This window comes from Neobacillus sp. GCM10027624 (assembly GCF_042675345.1).
Lineage (GTDB): Bacteria > Bacillota > Bacilli > Bacillales > Cytobacillaceae > Neobacillus > Neobacillus cucumis_D.
In genome coordinates this window covers 370,013-390,687 of sequence record NZ_JBHTHD010000011.1, presented here as the reverse complement: position 1 = coordinate 390,687, position 20,675 = coordinate 370,013, and the positions used below count along the sequence as shown (strand labels likewise).

The window sequence follows — 20,675 nt, the reverse complement described above, 5'->3', positions numbered from 1 at the left end:
TTTACACCACTAAAAACACTATACTCAATGCCAATAAAGCTGCAATAAAACCCGATAAAAAGTTAACCATGTCATTATCAATATAGCTAATACCTTTTATCCGTAAAGTTGCCTTTTGACAATGAATTCGTCTTTCCGTCTCAATCCCGCACTGACTGCACATGTATAATTGTTGATAAAAAGCCCCAAATAATGTATCAATCACATTACCCAAAAAACCGAATAGAAAAATAAGGAAGGCAAGAAAAATATGTAAATGAAAAAGCCATAAACTAAAAAGAGCGATTAACAGCGCACCTGCCAATGCAGCACTCGTTCCCAAAAAACTAATCGCACCCGAGGTCCCTCTTTCCACTGGCTTAAATGTTCGAATAAAAAGCGGATTTTTTTTACTTAATGACCCAATTTCCGATGCCCATGTATCTGAATTAGCACTTGCAAGTGAAACAGCAAAAGCAATCAGCCAAATGACGTTAGGTTGAAGGAAGTTAATTAGACTGAAAAGAGCTGCAGCCCCGCCATTAGCAGCAACCTGCCTCCAATCCCTTGTTGCCCCTTTTGCTAATTTTTCTTCCATGGTTTTCTTTACGGATTTCTTGTATTCAGACCATATACTTGAAGAAACAAAGAAAATTCCAAGTAGAAAAAGACCCTTTAAATTAAAACCGAGCATGACTGCCGCCCCAACAAATATGGCGGCTAGTGCCCCAGATTTAGTAAGTGCTTTAACGAGGTAGGCGAGTAATCCAGCAGCAATGATAATGACAAAAATAATCCACTTTTCTATCATTTGGTGATAATAACCTCATGGTTCGTAATAATTTTTGAAACAGGTAAATCATGTTCCTCAATGCTAAAATCAGGAACTACTTGCATATCGAAAGCAAGTGAGGAAGTTTTGCCGCTATAATTTGATAAGAATCGATCATAATACCCTCCACCAAAACCAATTCGATATCCTTCTTTTGTATAGGCTAAACCCGGTACAATTAATAAATCAATTAAGCCCGGTCTAACCTCTTTGGTCAGTTCCTCTTTTGGTTCAAATAAACCATAATATACCGATTCAAGCTGGGAAAATTCAGTCAAGATTCGGAATGATAGAAGTTTTTCGTTTGGAAGACACTTCGGAACAGCTACTTGTTTGCCCAACTCCCAAGCCTTTCTAATAATTTGATAGGTATCTACTTCTGGCACCTTAGAAAGGGTGATTCCGATTATATTGGCATTTTTAAAATCTTGGTCGTCAAATAGCCGATTGGCAATTTTATAAGAGAGGTCTTCATACATAGGTTTTGAAACTTGCGATAATGTTTCCATCATTTGTTTTCGAAGGGATTTTTTATCGTTCATTATTGGATTCCTCCTTATTTTTGGACAACAAAAAAAGCAGCAGGAAGCTCCTACTGCTTATTTTGTTTCGCGGTGTGCGGTTGTACGTTTTTCTCTTGGGCAATATTTCTTAAGCTCAAGACGATCTGGGTTATTACGTTTATTTTTTGTTGAAATATAGTTACGGTCTCCACACTCAGTGCAAGCTAGCGTAATATTTACACGCATGTTGATTTCCCTCCAAACCAATAAGCTAGTTCGTTCATACGACTTTTCTATAATATCATTTTTCGAAAGGAAATGCTAGTGTATTTTTTAAAAGTGCACATTCCATGTTTAGGAGTTCATTTTTACTACTTCCATTAATTGCCCAAGTACTGATTTTATTGGTATCACGAGCCCCTATGGACATTTTCATCGTAAAGATACTTGCAGCCGGACCCTTTGCCATAGGCTGGTACACTAAGCTGCCTTTATTTAAATTACTCCATAGTTTATCAGTAAAAATATTCCATGACGAATGAACGGTACATTCTTTCATTTCAGAACCATTGTATTTTCCATTTACGAGGATTAGCTTTTCATTGGCAAGATGAAAAATACGATTCTCCACAGGTGAGATAAACGTAAAATTCTCCCCCGTTAAATTCGGATTATGATGCAAAACTAAAACTTTGATTTCTTTTGTTGTTTTGCTGTGATTACTAATGTAGATTTTTGCGAAGGAAATTTTCGAATGGATATGCTCAAGTTTTATTTTAATTACCAACTCTTCATCGTAAATTACCTTTTCCGTACAATTTTGCATCCAATAAACTTTACCATTTACCCAAATCCCCGGAATTAGCTGCAGCTGCTCGATAACGAAATGATTAAGGGAGGTTGGAACAATCTCTATCGGCTCCATTAAACTCATCGGATTAACACCACCTTTTTGCCCTATAGGGTATTTACTTAGCACTCTGTTGCGTCTACTAATTGGGTTAATAATGTATCTTCGATTATTCTGCTTGTCTCCAATGCAACGCGTTTCCAGCTATACAAGCTTTTCATCACCAGCTGACCTTCTTTCGCCATCTCTGCTGCCTTTTCAGGATTTTTGTAAATAAATAAAATTTGTTCCAATAAGCTTTTGGCATCTCCAGGAGTCATTACCATCCCCGTTTGCAAATGCTTCACAATCCCTTTTAAACCGCCTGTTTTTGAAACAATTGTTGGCTTTCCAAGAGCCATTGATTCAAGTGCAACAATTCCAAAAGGTTCATACAAGCTTGGAACAACGACCATTTCACAATTTTGAATGAAAGTATTGCGTTGCTGCTCGGATACAAAGCCAATAAACGTGATCTTGTCTTCTAAATGTTTTTCTTGAATCAGCCTACGATAGGTATCAAGCATCGGGCCTTTTCCGGCAATTACAAAGGAGTATTCAAGCTTTAGCTCCTTTGCAATGGCTGCCGCCTCGATTATCGTTTCGAATCCCTTTTCCTTCACTATTCTTCCCATTGAAAAGATATATTTTTTATCTTGGAGATTAGGGGAAAGTTCAACAGATTCTTCTTCCCTATTGTTTAACAAATCTACCCCATTTGGTATAATCGCTAATTTTTCAGAAGCCGCATCGAAAATAGAGGTTACTTCCTCAACCATATAATCGCTGCATACAATAACTTGGTCAGCCTCGGTTACAAGCTGCTGCTCTTTGCTATGAATAAACTTCTGCATTTCAGTATAAATCCCATTATTTCTTCCATATTCTGTAGCATGAATGGTAGCTAGTAATGGAATCGATAACGAATCCTTTAAGGCAATGGCAGCGGTACCTACGAGCCAATCATGAGCATGAATAATACTGAAGCTGTATTCATCAGCCAATTTTTCCACTTTATACGCCATCGCTAGGTTAAGTCCGCCGATCCATGATAGAAAATCTTCATCCTGTTCGTTTAATGGCTTAACGCGATGTACATGAACACCATTTATTTTTTCATAAGAAGGCAAGTCATTTCTTAGCAATGAAACAACATGAACCTCATGACCTAATTCAGCAAGATGAACAGATAATCCATATACATGTCTAGAAAGCCCGCCCACTACATGAGGAGGGTACTCCCAACTTAACATCAAAATGTTTAATGGGCAATGAATCGTAGATACCCGCTCCAAATCAGCCGGCATGCGTATTTTTTTATCCATTGTTCTCCTCCAAGTTTTCTGTTTGTGCATAGTAAGTATAAGTACTTACATGATCAATCCATTTTGGAGTTTGTGTCTCTATTTTTTGAAGCTGGTTTAGGTTATCACTTATTTGATAACCGCTTTCTGTCTCCATTGATGGAGTTTGAATGGTATTGGAGCGAATCAGCGGAAAAAATCCTGTGCTAAGTTTGACACCAAGTTCAGTAATATAATGACGATTAGAAAGTAACCCTTTAACATACCAATGAGCATTTTGGTACGGTACGGCTATCTCATAGAAATGATGTGCATTGCTGCCATTAAAGATCATGTCTGTTACATCGTAAATCCGAACAACAGATACGAAATCATCAAATGGCTGATCAAAGAAGAGTTGAATTACATTTCGAGGTAATTCGGAAACTTCCCAGAATAGGATCATTTTCTGTGGTGTAACAAGCCTTGCTGTCAACTCACCCTTTACGGGAACAAAGGCCGAAGGAGACCCACTTGCAGAGGATTGATTTTCCTTATTGTTTTGCATATCCGGTTCATCGTTCGTATTTCTTTCATTATTATTAATCCATTTATTCCAGCGATATTGGACTCTTCCTACCGTTGTGTCTAGTTCTGAGGCGATTTTTCTAAACGATAATCCTTCCTCTCGTAGTTTTATTATTTCATCAATCATAATGTCCTCCTAATGGTAAACAATCATTTTATGCTTAAAATTCCAAATTATTCATATTTTTAATAATTTTATCGTATCACTTGAACGGAAAAGGCACAATAAACGCATTTTGTCGTATCTTGCTATTCCTTATGACATAGTTATTTAAGGCTTGGAAAAAATTTATTTTTGAAAACAAACACCTTCTATCAATAAGAAATCGACATTTTCCTTCCAAATCTGAACAAAAAGTTTCGACAAATTTTCTTTAAGTGAAAATAAAAAAGATGAGGGAATATTTATGACCTCATCTTTGGTAATTTTTTATTGTTTTTATGCATTCAAATTATAACGTTTTCCTGTTACAAGGAATATTACATTCTCGGCAATATTCGTTGAATGGTCTCCAAGTCTTTCGATATACCGGCAAACAAACGCCAGCTGAGTAATTTGGTTCGTTTGATTCGGATATTGAGGGATATATGCTAAAAGCTCTTTAACCAATTTTCCATACATTTCATCGACTTGGTCATCTTTTGCAGCGCATTGGGTTGCAAGTTCAGTATCTTCGGAAATAAAAGCATTTAACGACTCAGCAAGCATTTCCAAGGCCATATCCATCATTTTGGGAATATCGACAATTTCTTTGATATGTTTTTCACTGCCAATATGCAATGCTGATTTAGCAATATTTACAGCTTGGTCACCCACACGTTCCACTTCTGAGGATATTTTTAAAGCGACAATAATCCTTCTTAAATCAGTTGCTACCGGAGATTCTTTTGCAATTAGGATAATCGCTTTATTATTGATATCCTGTTCCAAATCATCAATGACATTATCAAATTCAATGACTTGGTTTGCTTTTTCAAGGTCTTGATGGATGAGTGCTTCCATAGCTTCTTTGATGGCATTTTCAGCCTTCTGAGCCATGTTCAATAATAATTTTTTTAATTCCAATAATTCATTGTCAAAATTTGATCTTGTACTCATTTGATCACCTCTATCATCCGAATCTTCCTGTAATATAGCCCTCTGTGCGTTCATCTGACGGCTTTGAAAAAATTTTGGAGGTTTCATCCAGCTCAATCAATTCCCCCATTAAAAAGAAAGCTGTTTTATCTGATACTCGTGAAGCTTGCTGCATATTGTGAGTTACAATCACTATTGTATACTTTTCTTTTAACTCTAGTATTAATTCTTCGATTTTTAGAGTAGAGATTGGATCTAGTGCAGATGTTGGCTCATCCATAAGTAATACATCGGGTTTTGTTGCAAGTGCTCTGGCAATGCATAACCTTTGCTGCTGTCCTCCTGAAAGACCAAGTGCAGGTGCATGTAGACGGTCCTTTACTTCATCCCATAACGCTACATCCATTAATGCTTTTGTGACAATTTCTTCTAGATGTACTTTTCGTTTAACTCCATGGATTCTAGGTCCATATGCTACGTTATCAAAAATCGATTGAGGAAAAACATTACCTTTTTGAAAAACCATTCCAACATTTTTTCTCAGGTCTACAAGGTCCGTTTTTTCATTTAAGATATTTTGGTCATTATAATTAATTTCCCCAGTCATTTTTACATTTGGTACATAGTTAATCATTAAGTTTAAGGTCTTAATAAACGTTGATTTCCCGCATCCTGAAGGACCAATAATCGCCGTTACTTCTTTTTTGTTAATCGGAAAGTTTATGCTCTTTAGTGCGTGGTGATCTCCGTACCACAAGTTTAAATCATTTATTTGAAAAGCTTGTCTGTGAACTGTTATTGTAGTCATAATATCCTCCTTAGCCAAACCTTCCTGAAATATATTCCTCTGTCTTTTGTACTGAAGGATTAGTAAAAATCTTTTCTGTTGCATCGTACTCGATTAAGTCACCACTTAAAAAGAAGGCTGTTTTATCGGAAATCCGTGATGCCTGCTGCATATTATGGGTTACAATGATTATGGAGTAATCTTTTTTCAATTCAACAATCAAGTCCTCTACCTTTGCATTCGAAATTGGGTCAAGCGCAGAAGAAGGTTCGTCCAAAAGCATAACCGTTGGCTTCATGGCAATCGTCCGTGCAATGCAAAGACGCTGCTGCTGTCCACCTGAAAGAGAAAGAGCTGATTTGTGAAGTCTGTCTTTCACTTCATCCCATAGAGCTGCTTTTTGTAGGCTCTCCTCTACGATCTCGTCGAGCTGACTTTTCTTTCTTATTCCACTAAACTTTAGTGCATGGGTAATATTTTCGTAGATTGATTTTGGAAATGGATTTGGCTTTTGAAAAACCATTCCAATTTCTTTTCTCAATGCAACTACATTGATTTGATCCGATAAAATATTGAGACCTTCATAATTAATTTTCCCTTCTGCCCGCGCTCCTGGGATAAGGTCATTCATTCTATTAATACTGCGTAAAAATGTAGACTTTCCGCACCCTGAAGGACCTATTAGTGCTGTAACCGAGTTTTTTTCAATATCCATTGAAATACCGTTCACTGCACGTTTTTCACCGTAAAAAATTTCAAGATTATCTACCTTTAGTATGTTTTCTTTTGGTATTGGAGTAATATAATCTTCTTGGTTTGCTGCAGTTTCTACTGTTTCTCTTTCTTTCATGGCTGTAACCATCCAATCTCACCTTTTTCTTTATTTAGTAGCAGTAATCTTTTTATGAATTAGACTGCCAATCCATCTGGCAAGCAGGTTGAAAATTAAAACAGAAAGTACTAAAACAGCTGCTGAACCGTTTGAAACGTCTTTAACATCCGGAATTAACCCTTGGGTATTAACCGACCAAATATGAACTGCCAAAGTTTCAGCAGGACGGAAGATATTCAATGGTGACACATCAGAAAAAGGATTCCAATCCGTATAATCTAATCTTGGTGTTGATAATCCAGCTGTGAACAATAAAGCTGCTGCCTCACCAAAGACACGACCTGAAGCAAGGATTGCACCCGTCAAAATAACCGGAAAGGCACTTGGCAATAAAACCGTCTTAATCGTATGCCAATGAGTGATTCCAAGTGCAAGGCTCGCTTCCTTTAACTCCCGTGGAACCGTACGAATCGCATCTTCACTAACCCTTACCATTACAGGTAAGTTAAAAACAGTAAGTGCAAGTGCTCCCCCTAAAATGGTGTAGCCCCAACCTGTTAAGGTAACAAACATTAATAGACCGAACATCCCAATTACAATCGAAGGCATGGAAGCCAAAACCTCGATACAAGAGCGAATAAAATTTGTCACTTTCCCCGGTTTAGCGTATTCAGCCATATAAATCCCGCCGCCAACGCCTAGAGGAATAGTAATTAACATCGTAATAAACAGGACATAAAATGAATTAAATAATTGATCGCGAATTCCTCCGCCCGCCATCATATTACTTGATGGGGTGGTTAGAAACTTGAAAGAAACATGCTGCAAACCGTGAAATAAAATAAAACCAAATAAACCCACTAAAACTGCAATGATAATGACGGCAATCAGAACAAAAACACCTGTTGCGATCCGATCGGCTACTCTCGAATTCATTAAATCTTCCTCCTAGATGAAAGGTAGCGAATCAAAAGAATAAAAGCGAATGACATTATTAATAAAATTAACCCCAAAGACCATAAAACATTATTTTCAGGGCTTCCAAACGTCGTGTTGCCCATATTTAAAGTAATAATCGTTGTTAATGTGGCTGATGCATCTAAAAGACTGTGAGGCATGGTTTTCACATTTCCAATAACCATTTGTACGGCTAACGCTTCTCCAAATGCTCTAGACATCCCTAGAACAACTGCTGTCAATAAATTTGGCAAGGCTGCCGGAATTAACACTTTTCGAATGGTTTGCCAACGAGTTGCACCTAGCGCATATGATCCTTCTCGAAGATTATTCGGAAGAGAACTCATAGCATCTGTAGCAATTGTTGTTACAGTCGGTAAGATCATAATCGAAAGCACAATCATTCCTGAAAGTAAACTAAACCCGAGTCCACCAACATGTCCTCTTATAAATGGTACCAATACTGTAAGTCCAATGAATCCATAAACAACAGAAGGAATACCTACTAAAAGTTCTATTACGGGTTGTAGTATTTTTCTTCCCCAAGATGGTGCAATTTCAGTCATAAAAATGGCTCCGCCAATTCCTAATGGTGCAGCAATAAGTGCCGAAAGAAACGTTACTGCGAAAGATCCCAAAATAAATGGAAGTGCTCCGTACAGCGGCTTTGCTGGGTCGGTAGGATTCCAAATCTTACCGGTTACGAAATCAAAAAGATTTACACCATCTTTGATAAAAGATTGCAATCCTTTTTGCCCTAGAAAAATTGTAATCGCAATCGTTGCTGATATCATGATAATCGCACATATAAAAACAATGATCTTTCCTCTTACTTCCCCGTTCATCCAATTCTTTTGTGATTTTAATAATCTATCTTTTGCTGGAATCACTTTTTCCATATAAAAGTAAAACACCCCTATCTTACGTTTTAACAGGGTACCCCCTGATACATTTACTGTTTGCCTTACTTGTTACATATTAACGTCAAAGTGTTAATCTAATTTGAATTCAATGTAAAGGATAGGTAAAGTAATATTAAGTTTTTGTAAAGATGATTAATTTTCCTCAATGTATTTCATGATCGGTATATGAAATGTAAAAAAAGGTGCGCACCAAAAGGTTTACTTTTGATGACACACCCTTTTCATTTAGTATTTCAATTACTTGTTCGAAACATTCCCTTTTGCATCACGTTCTACTTTCATTTGTGTTACAGGAATATAACCTTGTTTAGTTACGATATTCGTTTGAACTTCATCGCTCATCATGTAATCTAAGAACGCTTTTGCTGCTCCAGTTGGCTCACCTTTTGTATATGCATGCTCATAAGCCCAAACTGGGAATTTACCAGTTGTAACATTTTCAGTAGTTGGTGCTACTCCATCGATTGAAAGAGCTGTTACTGTGTCATCAGTTAAATATGAGAAAGCAAGATATCCAATTGCGCCCGGAGTTTCATTAATAATCTTTTTAACTGTATTTGAAGCATCTTCTGTAATTCCTTCAGCAGGAGTTGCACCATCTAAAGCCAATTTATTGAATACTGCACGAGTACCTGAAGAATCCGGACGGTTTACAAGCGTAATTTTTTGGTCTGCACCGCCAAGTTCTTTCCAGTTAGTGATTTTACCAGTGAAAACTTTGATAAGATCCGCTTTTTTAATATCTTTGATTCCGACTTTAGGGTTTACTGCAGCTGTAATTCCAACTACAGCGACTTTATGGTCAACTAACTGACTTGCATCCATTCCTTTTTCTTCAGCAAAAAGGTCAGAGTTACCAATTTGAACCGCACCCTGTGCAACCTGTGATAGACCTGTACCAGACCCACCGCCATTTACTTGGATGCTTACTTTTGAATTTTTGTTCATAAATTCCTCAGCCGCTGCAGACGCTAAAGGCTGCAATGCTGTCGAACCGGAAATTACTAAAGAACCAGAAAGTTCTTTTGTGTTAGCTCCGTCATTATTCTTTGATTGATCTTTATTTGTTCCGCCTCCACAGGCAGCCATTACTACCATTAAAGCTGCTAAAATTGTTACAAGGCTAAACTTTTTTATGCTTTTCATTTATTCATTCCTCCTAAGGATTTTGATTACTTGTCTGCCTTACATATTACATATTAACGGTGAAGTGTTAACTGCATTTAAATTCTGTGTAAATGCTACGTAAAGTAATATTAAGTTATCGTAAAAATATTTACATAAGTTTACAATTCTGATGAAATGGAACACAAATAGTCTTTAACAAATAACAATAATCCATACGTTGGTAGTGAGTATAAAAAGTTAATAATATATCCCGAAGCAGAGAAGTATAACTATGGAAAAAAGGAGGAATTAAAGTGAGGGAAGATCGTCAATTTGAAAATGAAGCAGAGGAAGCAAATCGAGAAATGAATAAAGGATTTAAAGACTATGGTGCTCGGAGTTCTGCATTTGTAAGCTCAGAGGCAGAAGAGGCTAATCAAAAAATTCAAGAGCTGTTCTATGGTAAAGAAAAAGGAATAAACTCATTACCCTTTCATGTCGATGTAAACAACCCTCCCATTAAAAAATAATTGATTACATAAGAAAAATGGGGTACCCAATTACTGGGTACCCCATTTTTCTTTGTATTGATTACTTATTCGTAACATTTCCTTTTGCATCACGTTCTACTTTCATTGATGTTACAGGAATATAGCCTTGTTTAGTTACAATATTAGTTTGAACTTCATCGCTCATCATGTAGTCAAGGAATGCTTTTGCTACTTCGTTTGGCTCACCTTTTGTATAAGCATGCTCATAAGCCCAAACTGGGAACTTACCAGTTGTTACATTTTCTGTAGTTGGTTCTACACCATCGATTGAAAGAGCTGTTACTGTGTTGTCAGTTAAATATGAGAATGCAAGGTATCCAATTGCACCTGGAGTTTCGTTAATAATCTTTTTAACTGTATTTGATGCATCTTCTGTAACGCCTTCGGCAGGAGTAGCTCCATCTAATGCTAATTTATTGAATACTGCACGTGTACCTGAAGAATCAGGACGGTTTACAAGCGTAATTTTTTGGTCTGCTCCGCCAAGCTCTTTCCAGTTTGTAATTTTACCAGTGAAAACTTTGATAAGGTCAGCTTTTTTAATATCTTTAATACCTACTTTAGAGTTTACTGCAGCAGTAATACCAACTACAGCAACTTGATGGTCAACTAATTGGCTTGCATCGACACCTTTTTCTTCAGCGAAAAGGTCAGAGTTACCAATTTGGACCGCACCTTGGGCAACTTGTGATAGACCAGTACCGGATCCACCGCCGTTTACTTGGATGCTTACTTTTGAGTTTTTGTTCATAAATTCTTCAGCCGCCGCAGACGCTAATGGCTGTAATGCAGTTGAACCGGAGATAACTAATGAGCCGGAAAGTTCTTTTGTATTCGACTGATCATTCTTTGCAGTTTCTTTTGTTTCCTTGGATGTTGTGCTTCCACAGGCAGCCATCACTATCATTAAAGCTGCTAAAATTGTTGCAAGACTAATTTTTTTAAAGCTTTTCATTTTCTGTAATTCCCCCTAAGAAATTTGGTGGTTTTTTGTTTTGCTTACATGTTTCATGATAATACCTGACTGTTAACTGTGTTTTAAGGGAATGTAAACCTTTTGTAAATCTATGTCGAATTATTCATTTTTACCAATGTGTAAAAAGCAAAAAAACTTGCCTCATAATGAGACAAGTTTTTTATTAGCCATTATTTTTACCAGCCGATAAAGCCTTTTGACTTTTCTTAGCCCGTTCTTTCTTTAAATCAAAATAAGCATCTAATACTCGGCGGCCAATATAGTTATTTACACTTGGTCCGCTATTGCCTTGGTAAACCCATGGAACTAAAACAGCCATAGCGACCTCAGGATTATTAGATGGAGCAAAACTCACAAGACTTAAGTTCATTACCTCAGGAGGAATCTTTCCAAATTTACTACGGTCAGGTCCATCGTAAAACGCTTGAGCCGTTCCAGTTTTCCCTGCAGGACTGTAATCAGCACCTTTAAAATAACTGTAAGCTGTACCTCCTGTTGTCTGCATGACCATTCTAAATCCTTCTTTTACACGATTAATCCACGAATCCTTTTCATCTATCCGATTTAATATTTTCGGTTGAATTTCTTGAACAATCGGCCCCAATTGATTTTTTTCCATAATTGGTTCACGTATTTCCTTTACAAGATGCGGCTGTACGCGGTACCCACCATTAGCAATAGTAGAAATATACTGAGCAAGCTGCATTGTGGTATACGTATCAAACTGACCAATTGCAAGGTCAAGAAGGTTACCCGGCTGCCTGACAATTCCTTTAAACCCGGCACTCTCGTTAGGGAGGTCAATCCCCGTCATAGCCCCCAAGCCAAATTGATTAAAGGATTGCCGAATCGTATTAACTTTTGTTAAGTCTAATGGCAAAGGCTGCCCGGGAGCATAATGTCCTCCTGCCATGGCAATCACAGTTTTCCACATATATACGTTAGAAGAGACTTGAAGTGCTTGTAAATCATTAATCCACCCAAAGGTTTTCCATGAAGCTTTAATTGGCGTGCTGGCAATTCTTAATGGTTCATCTAGTTGCATTGACCCGGGATGAATCGCACCAGTTTTATATCCAGTTAACACCGTAGCACCCTTTACTGCAGAACCAACGTTATAAGATGTTGTTATATTTCCTAGAGCAAAATCTCTCATTACCGCTCTACCGGTTTTCTCATCGTGGGCAATTTGTTTACCGGCCATGGTTAAAACCTCACCAGTATGCGGATCCATCAAAACAACAAAGGCACGGTCCAGTAATCCGGTTCTCGGATAGGCTTTTGCTTTCCAAAGTTCTTCTTCAATGATTTTTTCAACTTTAAGCTGCAAATCCATGTCGATGGTTAAAACGAGGTCTTTGCCGCGTTTACCTTGCGAAAGAAGCTCTGTAGATAAAACATTTCCAGATTTATCGGTCTGGTTTTTCACTTTGGCCTTTTGACCATGAAGTACATCTTCATATTCGGCTTCAATATAACTTTTTCCCACTCGGTCGTTTCGGCTGTAATCCCGGGCGAGATACTCATCAATCTGTTCCTTAGGAATACCTTCCTCAGAAGAAGTGACATTGCCTAAGACTGTTCTTAACGTTTTCCCAAATGGATATTTGCGATCCCAATCGGTTGTCGTATCTACACCAGGTAGATTCTCCAAATTCTCACTTACGACCGCAAACTCTTTGTCTGATACCTTTTTATTTTTCACAATTTGCGGTGTTAAAGCATAACCGCTGTTAAATTGCCGATAAATCGCCAATGTTTTTAGATCTTCATTCGAAAAACTGCTGAGGTCTTTAGCAGTGATTCTTTCTAATTGTAATTTATAAAGATCCTTATCATCCAATTTTTTCTGTTCAAATAATGCCCATTCTTTTTTTGTTATTTTTTCTTTCGCCTTTTCTGGATTCTTGATCATCCAAAAATCCTTCTTATCACGGTCACGAATTTTAGACGTATCCACTTTAATTAATCTAGCCAGCTTTTCAGCTGTTTGGATCATTTCTTCTTGGTTTGTATTTTGATATTTCGTATAGGTGATCGCATTTAATGGCTTGTTATCAACAATAACCTTCCCATTTCGATCAAACATTTTACCGCGGGGGACAGGATTATTGACTGTAATATCTTCCGTCCGCTGAATTTCCCGTTTAAAATCGTCCCCATAGACAATTTGGACTACACCAAGACGCAGGATTAGTATAGAAAAAAGTAAAAATACCACAAAGAATAACATATTTAACCGAAAGGGAACATGTGTCTTCTTCTTTTTCTTTTTTTGATTCAAAATCGATTCTCACTTCCTTATTGCTCAACATAACATTCTCTATTTTATAAGAAAAAGCTCACTTTTACTATTATCAACCCTTACCAATTTACAACAATCGACTAAAGTCACAGTTTCTTTATAAAAAATGGAAAAAGCGATGAGTAAATTTCTTCTCATCGCTTTAGGCAGTAGGTATTTGAACTCGTTTGATAAACCAATAAATACATGTATGTCCCGCCCCTAATATTAATAGGAGGATTGGGATACTGTTTTTCTCATTAAACCAAGTAATAGCGGCTAAGAATAACAAAATCGAAACAATTCTGCCAACATTTAAGAAAATTTCCCGAACAACAATATATTCAATCCTCATTTCAGCTGCTTTCCACCCTGTACCAATGACATCATATGTAGTTGAAATGTATGGTACCAGTAAAAGTGGGTAAGCAATCGCAATAGTGGCTGCATAAATTAACAGTTTAACGAAATTCACATCCCAAACAATCAACAAGATCGCTAAATAAAGAAGGATGCCGCCAATGAGAATCGCTTTTTTTCTGGCTCTTTTTTTAATTAACCTTGAGGCAAAGTAATAGGCAATAAAGGAAATACCGGAATTAAGGAGGCCATAGGTTCCTAAGGCCAACTCACTGCCGGTTGAAATGTACACGAATACAGAAATGACAAACAAAAACGTCCCTTCTCTTAAGCCCTGAAAAAAATGAGCATTCGTTACGAGACGCCAATTTTCATTTTGTTTTCTTTCCGCCAAAATTCTCGTAAAACAATACTTTCCATGTGCTGGCCTGCGTTTCAAAGAAAAGCTCAAGAAAACGGCGAGAGCAAATAAACTAAGTGATAAGCCAAAGACAATAGAATAACCAGCAAATTTCTCAAATCGTGTGATGATAATCCCTGCTGCTAGAGGACCAATCATTCCTCCGGCGGATGATAAAATCCCTAGAAAACCGTTAAAAAAATCTCGAGTTTCCGGCTCTGTTATTTCAAATGTTAAAACATTATAAGCGAGCCAATAAAACCCGTAGCCAATCCCCAAAAGGCTTCCCAAAAGAAGAAGATAGGTTGATGCGTGTTTTCCGGCTACTAAAACAGTAACATAAAAGAATGTCAGAAAGATTACACCAATTCTAAGAACAATGACTCGGTCAATTTTCTTCGCCCATTTTCCGGCTAAAATAAACGTCAATGGCTGAAGGACAACAATTGATAGGTTGTACAATGCCAAGTCAGAATATTGTCCTGTTTGCTTCCATAAGTAAATGTTCACAAATGTGTTGGAAAGAGCAACGCTTAAAGAATATAGCCCACCAATTAACAGCAATAATGTGAGATCCTTTGTTAGTTCTACTTCACCCAAAAACTTAAATTTTTTTGCCATAAAGACTCCCCTTTTTCATAAGGGTAGTCTTTAACAAGCAAGATTTTCTTATTCACCTTTCTGTAAACAATTCCATAAAAAAAGACAGCAAAGATAGCTGTCTTTTTTCAATACATAATTATTTCGCTTCGCTGTAACGCTTCGATACTTCATCCCAGTTTACTACATTCCAGAATGCACCGATGTAGTCAGGGCGTTTGTTTTGATATTTTAAGTAGTAAGCATGCTCCCAAACATCAAGACCAAGGATTGGAGTTTTACCTTCCATTAATGGAGAGTCTTGGTTAGGAGTACTTGTAACTTCTAATTCTCCGTTATTTACAGCCAACCAAGCCCAGCCGGAACCGAAACGAGTAGTTGCTGCTTTAGCAAATTCTTCTTTGAAAGCTTCAAGGCTGCCAAATTTGCTGTTGATGGCATCAGCTAGTTCACCAGATGGTGCACCGCCGCCGTTTGGTGAAAGAATTGTCCAGAATAAAGAGTGGTTTGCATGTCCGCCGCCATTGTTGCGTACAGCAGTACGTGCAGCTTCAGGAACTGCATCTAAGTTAGAGATTACTTCTTCAACAGACTTAGATAATAACTCTTCATTTCCTGCTAAAGCGTTGTTTAAATTGGTAACATAAGTATTGTGGTGTCTAGTGTGGTGAATGTTCATTGTTTCTTTGTCGATGTGTGGTTCAAGTGCATCTTCTGCATAAGGTAATTGCGGTAATTCGAATGCCATGTTACATCCTCCTATGTATACGTTTTTATTTTGGGCCTTAGTAAACTAAAATCATAATGATATTAGAATATTTCTAAAGCTTTTCTCCTTAAGATTACCAAATATATTAGCCGGTTTCAAATGAAATGCCTACGCTAATACCACAAAGATACAATCCCCTGAAAATCAGTTTATATTCACAAAAAAGAAAAATAAAAAAACACATTGATATCCCTAGAATTTTTCGAAAAGTTGTCATGATTTCAAAAGGTTGTTCTATCAACCTTTTGAGCTAAATGAGAAAAAACTGCCTCCAGTTAATGGAAAACCTCTTATTGACAGGATATCCTTTCCGCATTTAAATCAAATTGAGGAGTGGAGAATATGCAAAAATCAAATAGGATGATCTATCAGTTATTACATAATTTTTTTTCAATTAATGAGCCCATTCAAAAAGTAAAAGGTGGCACGGTTCTATTTCAAGAAAAAGAGCTTGTAAACTATATTTACTTAATCGTTAAAGGAAGTATCGCTATTGGGAGGGTTCATGAAAGCGGCAAGGACTTCACTCTAAAGATTTTAAGTCATCATGAAATTCTGGTAGAGTATCAGCTTTTTTCTAAAAACCCCTATTATCAATTTAACGCAAAAACACTCACAGACTGCGAACTAATCATGATTAATAAGGAGCAATTTGAAGAGTTTGTTTCCCTAGATCCAGATGCCACGAATGCTCTTCTCGCTTGGATGAGCGTCTGTCATATCAAGGCCCAAATAAAATGCATGGATTTAATTATGAATGGAAAAAAGGGCGGCTTATATTCAATTTTAATTCGTCTTTGCAATTCCTACGGGGTTGCAATTCCTGATGGAATTCTCATCGACATCCCCATAACCCATCAGGAGCTCGCCAATTTAACGTTTGGAACACGGGAAGTCATTCAACGATTATTAAAAGATTTGCGAGAAAAAGAAATCATTTCATATGATCAGCAAAAATTCATTATCAAAAAATTAAGTTACCTGAAACAAGAAGTCGACTGCCAGAATTGTAAACATGAAATTTGCGGCCTTAATTAAGCGGGGAATTTTCAATTACCTTTGTTAACTTGATCATTCTTGTATATAACGCTCTAAGCGGCTACAATAGAATGGTGAATCAATGTAAAGGTGGTCATTATGAATATTTTTAAACAATTTTATAAAAGTTTATATTCCCCTAAGGATATAGCCCTTTTTCGGTTTCAGGGTATTGGAAAAACTATCTTATATGTATTTTTCCTTACTTTCATTTCTATTCTCCCGTCTGTCTATTATTTAAGTACTTCCCTTGCAAACGGAATTGACACGGCAAAGACTGTTATTAAAGATGAAATCCCTTCATTTGAAATTAAGAACGGTAAACTTGATGCAGATACGAAAGTTCCCATTACCATCAATAAAAATCAATTCACCATCATGCTTGATCCGACTGGAGCTGTCTCTGAACAGGATGTTGCCGATGAGGAAAATGCCTTTGCCTTATTAAAGGACGAGTTTGTATTAGCCTCCGGCGGAGAAGTCCAAACCTATCCTTATTCAATGCTTCAAGGATTACACGTAACTCAAAATGATTTAATGGACTTCATTCAAGCTTTAGATGATATGAAGACGATTATTATTCCAATCGCGGCTCTTCTAATTTATTTATTTTCAAGTGCGGCAAGTTTTATTGAGGTCTCCGTTTTAGCCTTTATTGGATTAGCATTAAAAAACCTTTTAGGAAGAAAATTAAATTACCGGCATTTATGGAGAATGGCTGCTTATAGTGAAACATTGCCGACCATATTCTTCACCATTATGGCTGCATTAAAAACCACTGTACCAAACAGCTTTTTAATTAACTGGTTTGTCATCATCATTGTGTTATATTTAGCAATCAATGAAACACCAAAACCGAAAAAAATCGACTAAACACGCCATTTTTGGTGTGTTTTTTTGGTCTATTTAAAAGTGGACAAGCATAAAAATGTACAAACTTTCCTTTTGGAGGTCTGTACATATGAAAAAATTATTAGGTCTAGTGATTACTGCTTTGATTATATATGTTATATACATTGACTTAACGATTGGTACCCTGCCAAGCGATTCGATTCAAACAGTCGAGGCAAAGGTTGAACCTAATTCACAAAAAAAATCAGCTATCCCTTCTTTTGAAGCAACCGTTGAACCAGGTGAAACGGTTATATCCATTGTTGAACATCAATTAAAGAAGCCGCTGCCCGTGTCGATCACCGAATTAGTAAAAGATTTCCAACTTTTAAATCCTGGATATTCACCTGAAAAAATTCAAGTTGGGGCCACCTATCAATTTCCTGATTACTCGAATTAATCAGGTTCTGATTAATCTAAGTAATCGGGATAAAACCGTTTGTCTTGTCAAGATTAGTAAATGACTGATAAAATAAGTTGATTTGATTATTTACCTTTTATTCGAATTCCAATTTAAAGGAGCGAATTCCACGTGAGTGAAATTATACATCGTACGAAAACCCGGCCAATTAAAGTCGGTAATTTAACGATTGGCGGAAACAATGAAATCATTATACAAAGTATGACAACCACTAAAACGCATGATGTTGAGGCTACTGTAGCCGAAATCAAGCGTCTAGAGGAAGCTGGATGTCAAATTGTCAGGGTAGCTTGTCCGGATGAGCGTGCTGCAAATGCTATTTCTGAAATAAAAAAAAGAATCAATATTCCGCTTGTAGTTGACATCCATTTTGATTATAAATTGGCATTAAAGGCGATTGAAGGCGGAGCAGATAAAATCCGTATTAATCCCGGTAATATTGGAAAACGAGAAAAAGTTGAAGCTGTTGTAAAAGCGGCAAAAGAACGCGGAATTCCAATCCGTATCGGGGTAAACGCCGGTTCTCTTGAAAAACGAATCATTGAAAAATACGGCTATCCAACTGCTGATGGAATGGTCGAAAGCGCCCTTCATCATATCAAAATTCTTGAAGATCTCGATTTTCACGACATCATTGTTTCCATGAAAGCATCTGATGTCAATCTTGCAATTGAAGCATATGAAAAAGCGGCTCGTGCTTTTGATTATCCACTTCATTTGGGGATTACAGAATCGGGGACGCTCTTTTCCGGAACAGTGAAAAGCGCAGCTGGATTAGGAGCAATCATCAACAAAGGGATTGGAAACACCCTTCGAGTATCTTTAAGTGCGGACCCTGTTGAAGAAGTCAAAGTAGCACGAGAACTTTTAAAGGTATTTGGACTTTCCTCCAATGCCGCAACACTCATTTCATGTCCTACATGTGGACGGATTGAAATCGACTTAATTAGTATTGCTAATGAAGTAGAAGAATACATTCAGAACATTAAGGCCCCTATCAAGGTTTCTGTGCTTGGATGTGCTGTCAATGGTCCTGGTGAAGCACGTGAAGCTGATATCGGGATTGCCGGTGCCCGAGGTGAAGGCCTGTTATTTAGAAAAGGCGAAATCGTCCGTAAAGTTCCGGAGGATCAAATGGTCGAAGAATTAAAAAAAGAAATAGACCAAGTTGCAGAGGAATATTTCAGGAAAAAGGCTGAAGAAGAAAAAGTGACGAAATAAGAAAAAACCCGGTAGTTAAAACTACCGGGTTTTTTTATCAATTGCCCCTATAGCAGGTTATTGGTTAAAAAAATGGGAGGATAAAAATACCGATGATAATCGATACGACACCAATCCCGATTGCCCATGCACCGAGACCAGTTGCTCCTCTGCCTCTGGCAATGAATCCTAACACAATACCTGCTGCACCAAAAAGAATCGGCAATACAAACAGAGATAAAATCGATAGTGCTAATGCAACATAACCAGTACCCGTACCACCCTCTGCCCGGCCTCTAATATCATCATGTTCCCTTCGCCTAGCAACAGGTATAGGTGCAGCAATTTCTGCTGCCGTTTCTTCTCTATAGTCTGAAGGGTTATTTGGGATGTCTTGTCCAATGTATGCACTTTCGGTATTTTCACGCACCCCAGTGTCTCTATCTTGGTCTGCCATCTTGATCCCTCACTTTCAGTTATAGGAGCCTTATTAGTATTTGTTTTCTTTTTCTTTTTAGTTTGTTAATGTTTGTCTGCAATAGGGTTTTTCTTCAAGTACTTCAAAAATATTTAGCTTTAGTGTGATAACTCTCTTTGGTACAATAAAATAAGATACTAATTAGCAATGTAGGTGACAGCAATGAGAAAAAAATTTGGCATAGACATTGATGGAACGGTAACAAGTCCTTCTGCGCTTTTACCCTTTATAAATAAAGACTTTGGGTTAAATCTTCACCTTTCCGATATAAACCAATACGATTTAACTCCTTTTGTAAATGTTCCGGAAGAGGAATTTTCAAAATGGTTTAGTGAAAACGAACCAAAGATCTATGAGGAATCACCGCTTGCAGATGGGGCTGACCATATTCTAAATACGTGGAAGGATCAACATCAACTATATTTCATTAGCGCCCGCGGCCCACATTTACTGGAAAATACAAAAAATTGGTTCAGAAAAAAAGGGTTAACCTACCATAACATTGATTTAATTGGATCACATGATAAAGTTGAGACGGTAAAAAAACATCGGGTCGACATATTTTTTGAGGATAAACACGATAATGCTGTGATGATTCATGAAGAATGTCATATCCCGGTTATTTTATTTAATACCCCCTATAACCAAGATCCAATTCCATCTGGAGTGATCCGTGTTAACAATTGGTTTGAAGCATTTAAATGGGTTGAACGTTGGTTAAAAACAAATCATGAAGAAAAAAAAGCGATACTTACAACCCTTTAATGTACAAAAAAAAACAGTTTGTTATACAAGCTGTTTTTTTATTATGGCTCTGTTAAACTTGGTGGTTGATTTCCGCTCCAGGCACAAGCGGTTCGTGGGCGGTTCGGGGAGCCTCCTCTGTCCGGTACTCCCACAGGAGTCTTCGTGCCTTCCGCTCCAATCAACGTTGTTCAAAAATCAACAT

The 20,675-nt window shown here is 37.3% G+C and carries 23 protein-coding genes; 6 read left to right on the top strand and 17 right to left on the bottom strand.

The window, feature by feature from the left end; genetic code table 11:
* Position 1: 1 nt before the first annotated feature.
* The 12 genes from ACFQZ9_RS18155 to ACFQZ9_RS18100 all read right to left on the bottom strand — a co-directional run bounded on the left by ACFQZ9_RS18155 (position 2) and on the right by ACFQZ9_RS18100 (position 9,797).
* Positions 2-790: a DUF92 domain-containing protein gene (locus ACFQZ9_RS18155; RefSeq protein ID WP_498944815.1), complete on the bottom strand. Its 789-nt coding sequence runs from the start codon at positions 788-790 to the stop codon at positions 2-4.
* On the bottom strand, positions 787-1,353 hold the full coding sequence (locus tag ACFQZ9_RS18150) for a 5-formyltetrahydrofolate cyclo-ligase (protein WP_498944814.1): 567 nt from the start codon (positions 1,351-1,353) through the stop codon (positions 787-789). Before ACFQZ9_RS18150 ends, ACFQZ9_RS18155 begins: the two co-directional genes overlap by 4 nt.
* A 57-nt stretch (positions 1,354-1,410) precedes the next feature.
* Positions 1,411-1,560, bottom strand: a complete 150-nt coding sequence (rpmG, locus tag ACFQZ9_RS18145) for a 50S ribosomal protein L33 (RefSeq protein ID WP_015594975.1) — start codon at positions 1,558-1,560, stop codon at positions 1,411-1,413.
* A 55-nt stretch (positions 1,561-1,615) separates the two neighbouring features.
* Positions 1,616-2,248 carry a hypothetical protein gene (locus tag ACFQZ9_RS18140; protein ID WP_498944813.1) on the bottom strand — a complete coding sequence of 211 codons (633 nt, stop codon included), beginning with the start codon at positions 2,246-2,248 and terminating at the stop codon, positions 1,616-1,618.
* A gap of 38 nt (positions 2,249-2,286) precedes the next feature.
* Positions 2,287-3,528 (bottom strand): glycosyltransferase family 4 protein, encoded by a 1,242-nt coding sequence (locus ACFQZ9_RS18135; protein WP_498944812.1) that lies wholly within the window; start codon positions 3,526-3,528, stop codon positions 2,287-2,289.
* The gene (locus ACFQZ9_RS18130) at positions 3,521-4,201 is read right to left on the bottom strand and encodes a DUF4912 domain-containing protein (protein ID WP_198309196.1); all 681 of its coding nucleotides are present in this window, start codon (positions 4,199-4,201) and stop codon (positions 3,521-3,523) included. The genes ACFQZ9_RS18135 and ACFQZ9_RS18130 overlap by 8 nt, the downstream gene beginning before the upstream one ends.
* Positions 4,202-4,513: 312 nt before the next feature.
* Positions 4,514-5,173, bottom strand: coding sequence for a phosphate signaling complex protein PhoU (gene phoU / locus ACFQZ9_RS18125; protein WP_198309197.1), 660 nt, complete (start codon positions 5,171-5,173; stop codon positions 4,514-4,516).
* Between the two features lie 13 nt (positions 5,174-5,186).
* Complete coding sequence (gene pstB / locus ACFQZ9_RS18120; RefSeq protein ID WP_498944811.1) at positions 5,187-5,960, bottom strand: phosphate ABC transporter ATP-binding protein PstB; 774 nt, start codon at positions 5,958-5,960, stop codon at positions 5,187-5,189.
* Positions 5,961-5,970: 10 nt separating this feature from the next.
* Complete coding sequence (gene pstB / locus ACFQZ9_RS18115) at positions 5,971-6,789, bottom strand: phosphate ABC transporter ATP-binding protein PstB (protein ID WP_498945185.1); 819 nt, start codon at positions 6,787-6,789, stop codon at positions 5,971-5,973.
* 30 nt (positions 6,790-6,819) lie between these two features.
* Positions 6,820-7,707: a phosphate ABC transporter permease PstA gene (pstA, locus tag ACFQZ9_RS18110; protein ID WP_133334540.1), complete on the bottom strand. Its 888-nt coding sequence runs from the start codon at positions 7,705-7,707 to the stop codon at positions 6,820-6,822.
* Positions 7,707-8,627: a phosphate ABC transporter permease subunit PstC gene (gene pstC / locus ACFQZ9_RS18105; protein WP_133334539.1), complete on the bottom strand. Its 921-nt coding sequence runs from the start codon at positions 8,625-8,627 to the stop codon at positions 7,707-7,709. Before pstC ends, pstA begins: the two co-directional genes overlap by 1 nt.
* Positions 8,628-8,888: 261 nt before the next feature.
* The gene (locus ACFQZ9_RS18100) at positions 8,889-9,797 is read right to left on the bottom strand and encodes a phosphate ABC transporter substrate-binding protein (RefSeq protein WP_133334538.1); all 909 of its coding nucleotides are present in this window, start codon (positions 9,795-9,797) and stop codon (positions 8,889-8,891) included.
* Between the two features lie 275 nt (positions 9,798-10,072).
* Here ACFQZ9_RS18100 and ACFQZ9_RS18095 point away from each other — a divergent pair, with 275 nt between their 5' ends.
* On the top strand, positions 10,073-10,288 hold the full coding sequence (locus ACFQZ9_RS18095; protein WP_198309201.1) for a hypothetical protein: 216 nt from the start codon (positions 10,073-10,075) through the stop codon (positions 10,286-10,288).
* Positions 10,289-10,349: 61 nt separating this feature from the next.
* Here ACFQZ9_RS18095 and ACFQZ9_RS18090 read toward each other — a convergent pair whose 3' ends face one another.
* The 4 genes from ACFQZ9_RS18090 to ACFQZ9_RS18075 form a co-directional block, all read right to left on the bottom strand.
* Complete coding sequence (locus ACFQZ9_RS18090) at positions 10,350-11,264, bottom strand: phosphate ABC transporter substrate-binding protein (protein WP_198309202.1); 915 nt, start codon at positions 11,262-11,264, stop codon at positions 10,350-10,352.
* Positions 11,265-11,448: 184 nt separating this feature from the next.
* A complete protein-coding gene (locus ACFQZ9_RS18085) occupies positions 11,449-13,518 on the bottom strand; it encodes a peptidoglycan D,D-transpeptidase FtsI family protein (protein ID WP_498945184.1) in 2,070 nt (689 codons plus the stop codon).
* 214 nt (positions 13,519-13,732) lie between these two features.
* The gene (locus ACFQZ9_RS18080) at positions 13,733-14,950 is read right to left on the bottom strand and encodes an MFS transporter (RefSeq protein ID WP_198309203.1); all 1,218 of its coding nucleotides are present in this window, start codon (positions 14,948-14,950) and stop codon (positions 13,733-13,735) included.
* Between the two features lie 118 nt (positions 14,951-15,068).
* A complete protein-coding gene (locus tag ACFQZ9_RS18075; protein WP_498944810.1) occupies positions 15,069-15,677 on the bottom strand; it encodes a superoxide dismutase in 609 nt (202 codons plus the stop codon).
* 363 nt (positions 15,678-16,040) lie between these two features.
* Here ACFQZ9_RS18075 and ACFQZ9_RS18070 point away from each other — a divergent pair, with 363 nt between their 5' ends.
* From ACFQZ9_RS18070 to ispG, 4 genes are all read left to right on the top strand, one after another.
* Positions 16,041-16,736: a Crp/Fnr family transcriptional regulator gene (locus tag ACFQZ9_RS18070; RefSeq protein ID WP_498944809.1), complete on the top strand. Its 696-nt coding sequence runs from the start codon at positions 16,041-16,043 to the stop codon at positions 16,734-16,736.
* A gap of 99 nt (positions 16,737-16,835) precedes the next feature.
* Positions 16,836-17,609, top strand: a complete 774-nt coding sequence (locus ACFQZ9_RS18065; protein WP_198309206.1) for a DUF1189 domain-containing protein — start codon at positions 16,836-16,838, stop codon at positions 17,607-17,609.
* 88 nt (positions 17,610-17,697) lie between these two features.
* The gene (yqfZ, locus tag ACFQZ9_RS18060; RefSeq protein WP_198309207.1) at positions 17,698-18,027 is read left to right on the top strand and encodes a protein YqfZ; all 330 of its coding nucleotides are present in this window, start codon (positions 17,698-17,700) and stop codon (positions 18,025-18,027) included.
* A 141-nt stretch (positions 18,028-18,168) separates the two neighbouring features.
* Positions 18,169-19,269, top strand: a complete 1,101-nt coding sequence (gene ispG, locus ACFQZ9_RS18055) for a flavodoxin-dependent (E)-4-hydroxy-3-methylbut-2-enyl-diphosphate synthase (RefSeq protein WP_197031364.1) — start codon at positions 18,169-18,171, stop codon at positions 19,267-19,269.
* A gap of 64 nt (positions 19,270-19,333) precedes the next feature.
* Here ispG and ACFQZ9_RS18050 read toward each other — a convergent pair whose 3' ends face one another.
* Complete coding sequence (locus tag ACFQZ9_RS18050) at positions 19,334-19,705, bottom strand: hypothetical protein (protein ID WP_198309208.1); 372 nt, start codon at positions 19,703-19,705, stop codon at positions 19,334-19,336.
* Between the two features lie 183 nt (positions 19,706-19,888).
* Here ACFQZ9_RS18050 and ACFQZ9_RS18045 point away from each other — a divergent pair, with 183 nt between their 5' ends.
* Positions 19,889-20,491, top strand: a complete 603-nt coding sequence (locus ACFQZ9_RS18045) for a hypothetical protein (protein WP_498944808.1) — start codon at positions 19,889-19,891, stop codon at positions 20,489-20,491.
* The last annotated feature ends 184 nt before the right edge of the window (positions 20,492-20,675 follow it).

Bases quoted from the DNA above. Each gene is read 5' to 3' on its own strand.
- ACFQZ9_RS18050 (WP_198309208.1), bottom strand. From the start codon at position 19,705: ATGGCAGACCAAGATAGAGACACTGGGGTGCGTGAAAATACCGAAAGT.
- yqfZ (WP_198309207.1), top strand. From the start codon at position 17,698: ATGAAAAAATTATTAGGTCTAGTGATTACTGCTTTGATTATATATGTT.
- ACFQZ9_RS18130 (WP_198309196.1), bottom strand. From the start codon at position 4,201: ATGATTGATGAAATAATAAAACTACGAGAGGAAGGATTATCGTTTAGA.
- rpmG (WP_015594975.1), bottom strand. From the start codon at position 1,560: ATGCGTGTAAATATTACGCTAGCTTGCACTGAGTGTGGAGACCGTAAC.
- ACFQZ9_RS18090 (WP_198309202.1), bottom strand. From the start codon at position 11,264: ATGAAAAGCTTTAAAAAAATTAGTCTTGCAACAATTTTAGCAGCTTTA.
- pstB (WP_498945185.1), bottom strand. From the start codon at position 6,789: ATGAAAGAAAGAGAAACAGTAGAAACTGCAGCAAACCAAGAAGATTAT.
- phoU (WP_198309197.1), bottom strand. From the start codon at position 5,173: ATGAGTACAAGATCAAATTTTGACAATGAATTATTGGAATTAAAAAAA.
- ACFQZ9_RS18080 (WP_198309203.1), bottom strand. From the start codon at position 14,950: ATGGCAAAAAAATTTAAGTTTTTGGGTGAAGTAGAACTAACAAAGGAT.
- ACFQZ9_RS18065 (WP_198309206.1), top strand. From the start codon at position 16,836: ATGAATATTTTTAAACAATTTTATAAAAGTTTATATTCCCCTAAGGAT.
- pstB (WP_498944811.1), bottom strand. From the start codon at position 5,960: ATGACTACAATAACAGTTCACAGACAAGCTTTTCAAATAAATGATTTA.
- pstA (WP_133334540.1), bottom strand. From the start codon at position 7,707: ATGAATTCGAGAGTAGCCGATCGGATCGCAACAGGTGTTTTTGTTCTG.
- pstC (WP_133334539.1), bottom strand. From the start codon at position 8,627: ATGGAAAAAGTGATTCCAGCAAAAGATAGATTATTAAAATCACAAAAG.
- ACFQZ9_RS18070 (WP_498944809.1), top strand. From the start codon at position 16,041: ATGCAAAAATCAAATAGGATGATCTATCAGTTATTACATAATTTTTTT.
- ACFQZ9_RS18045 (WP_498944808.1), top strand. From the start codon at position 19,889: ATGAGAAAAAAATTTGGCATAGACATTGATGGAACGGTAACAAGTCCT.
- ACFQZ9_RS18100 (WP_133334538.1), bottom strand. From the start codon at position 9,797: ATGAAAAGCATAAAAAAGTTTAGCCTTGTAACAATTTTAGCAGCTTTA.
- ACFQZ9_RS18155 (WP_498944815.1), bottom strand. From the start codon at position 790: ATGATAGAAAAGTGGATTATTTTTGTCATTATCATTGCTGCTGGATTA.
- ACFQZ9_RS18135 (WP_498944812.1), bottom strand. From the start codon at position 3,528: ATGGATAAAAAAATACGCATGCCGGCTGATTTGGAGCGGGTATCTACG.
- ACFQZ9_RS18140 (WP_498944813.1), bottom strand. From the start codon at position 2,248: ATGAGTTTAATGGAGCCGATAGAGATTGTTCCAACCTCCCTTAATCAT.
- ACFQZ9_RS18075 (WP_498944810.1), bottom strand. From the start codon at position 15,677: ATGGCATTCGAATTACCGCAATTACCTTATGCAGAAGATGCACTTGAA.
- ACFQZ9_RS18150 (WP_498944814.1), bottom strand. From the start codon at position 1,353: ATGAACGATAAAAAATCCCTTCGAAAACAAATGATGGAAACATTATCG.
- ACFQZ9_RS18085 (WP_498945184.1), bottom strand. From the start codon at position 13,518: ATGTTATTCTTTGTGGTATTTTTACTTTTTTCTATACTAATCCTGCGT.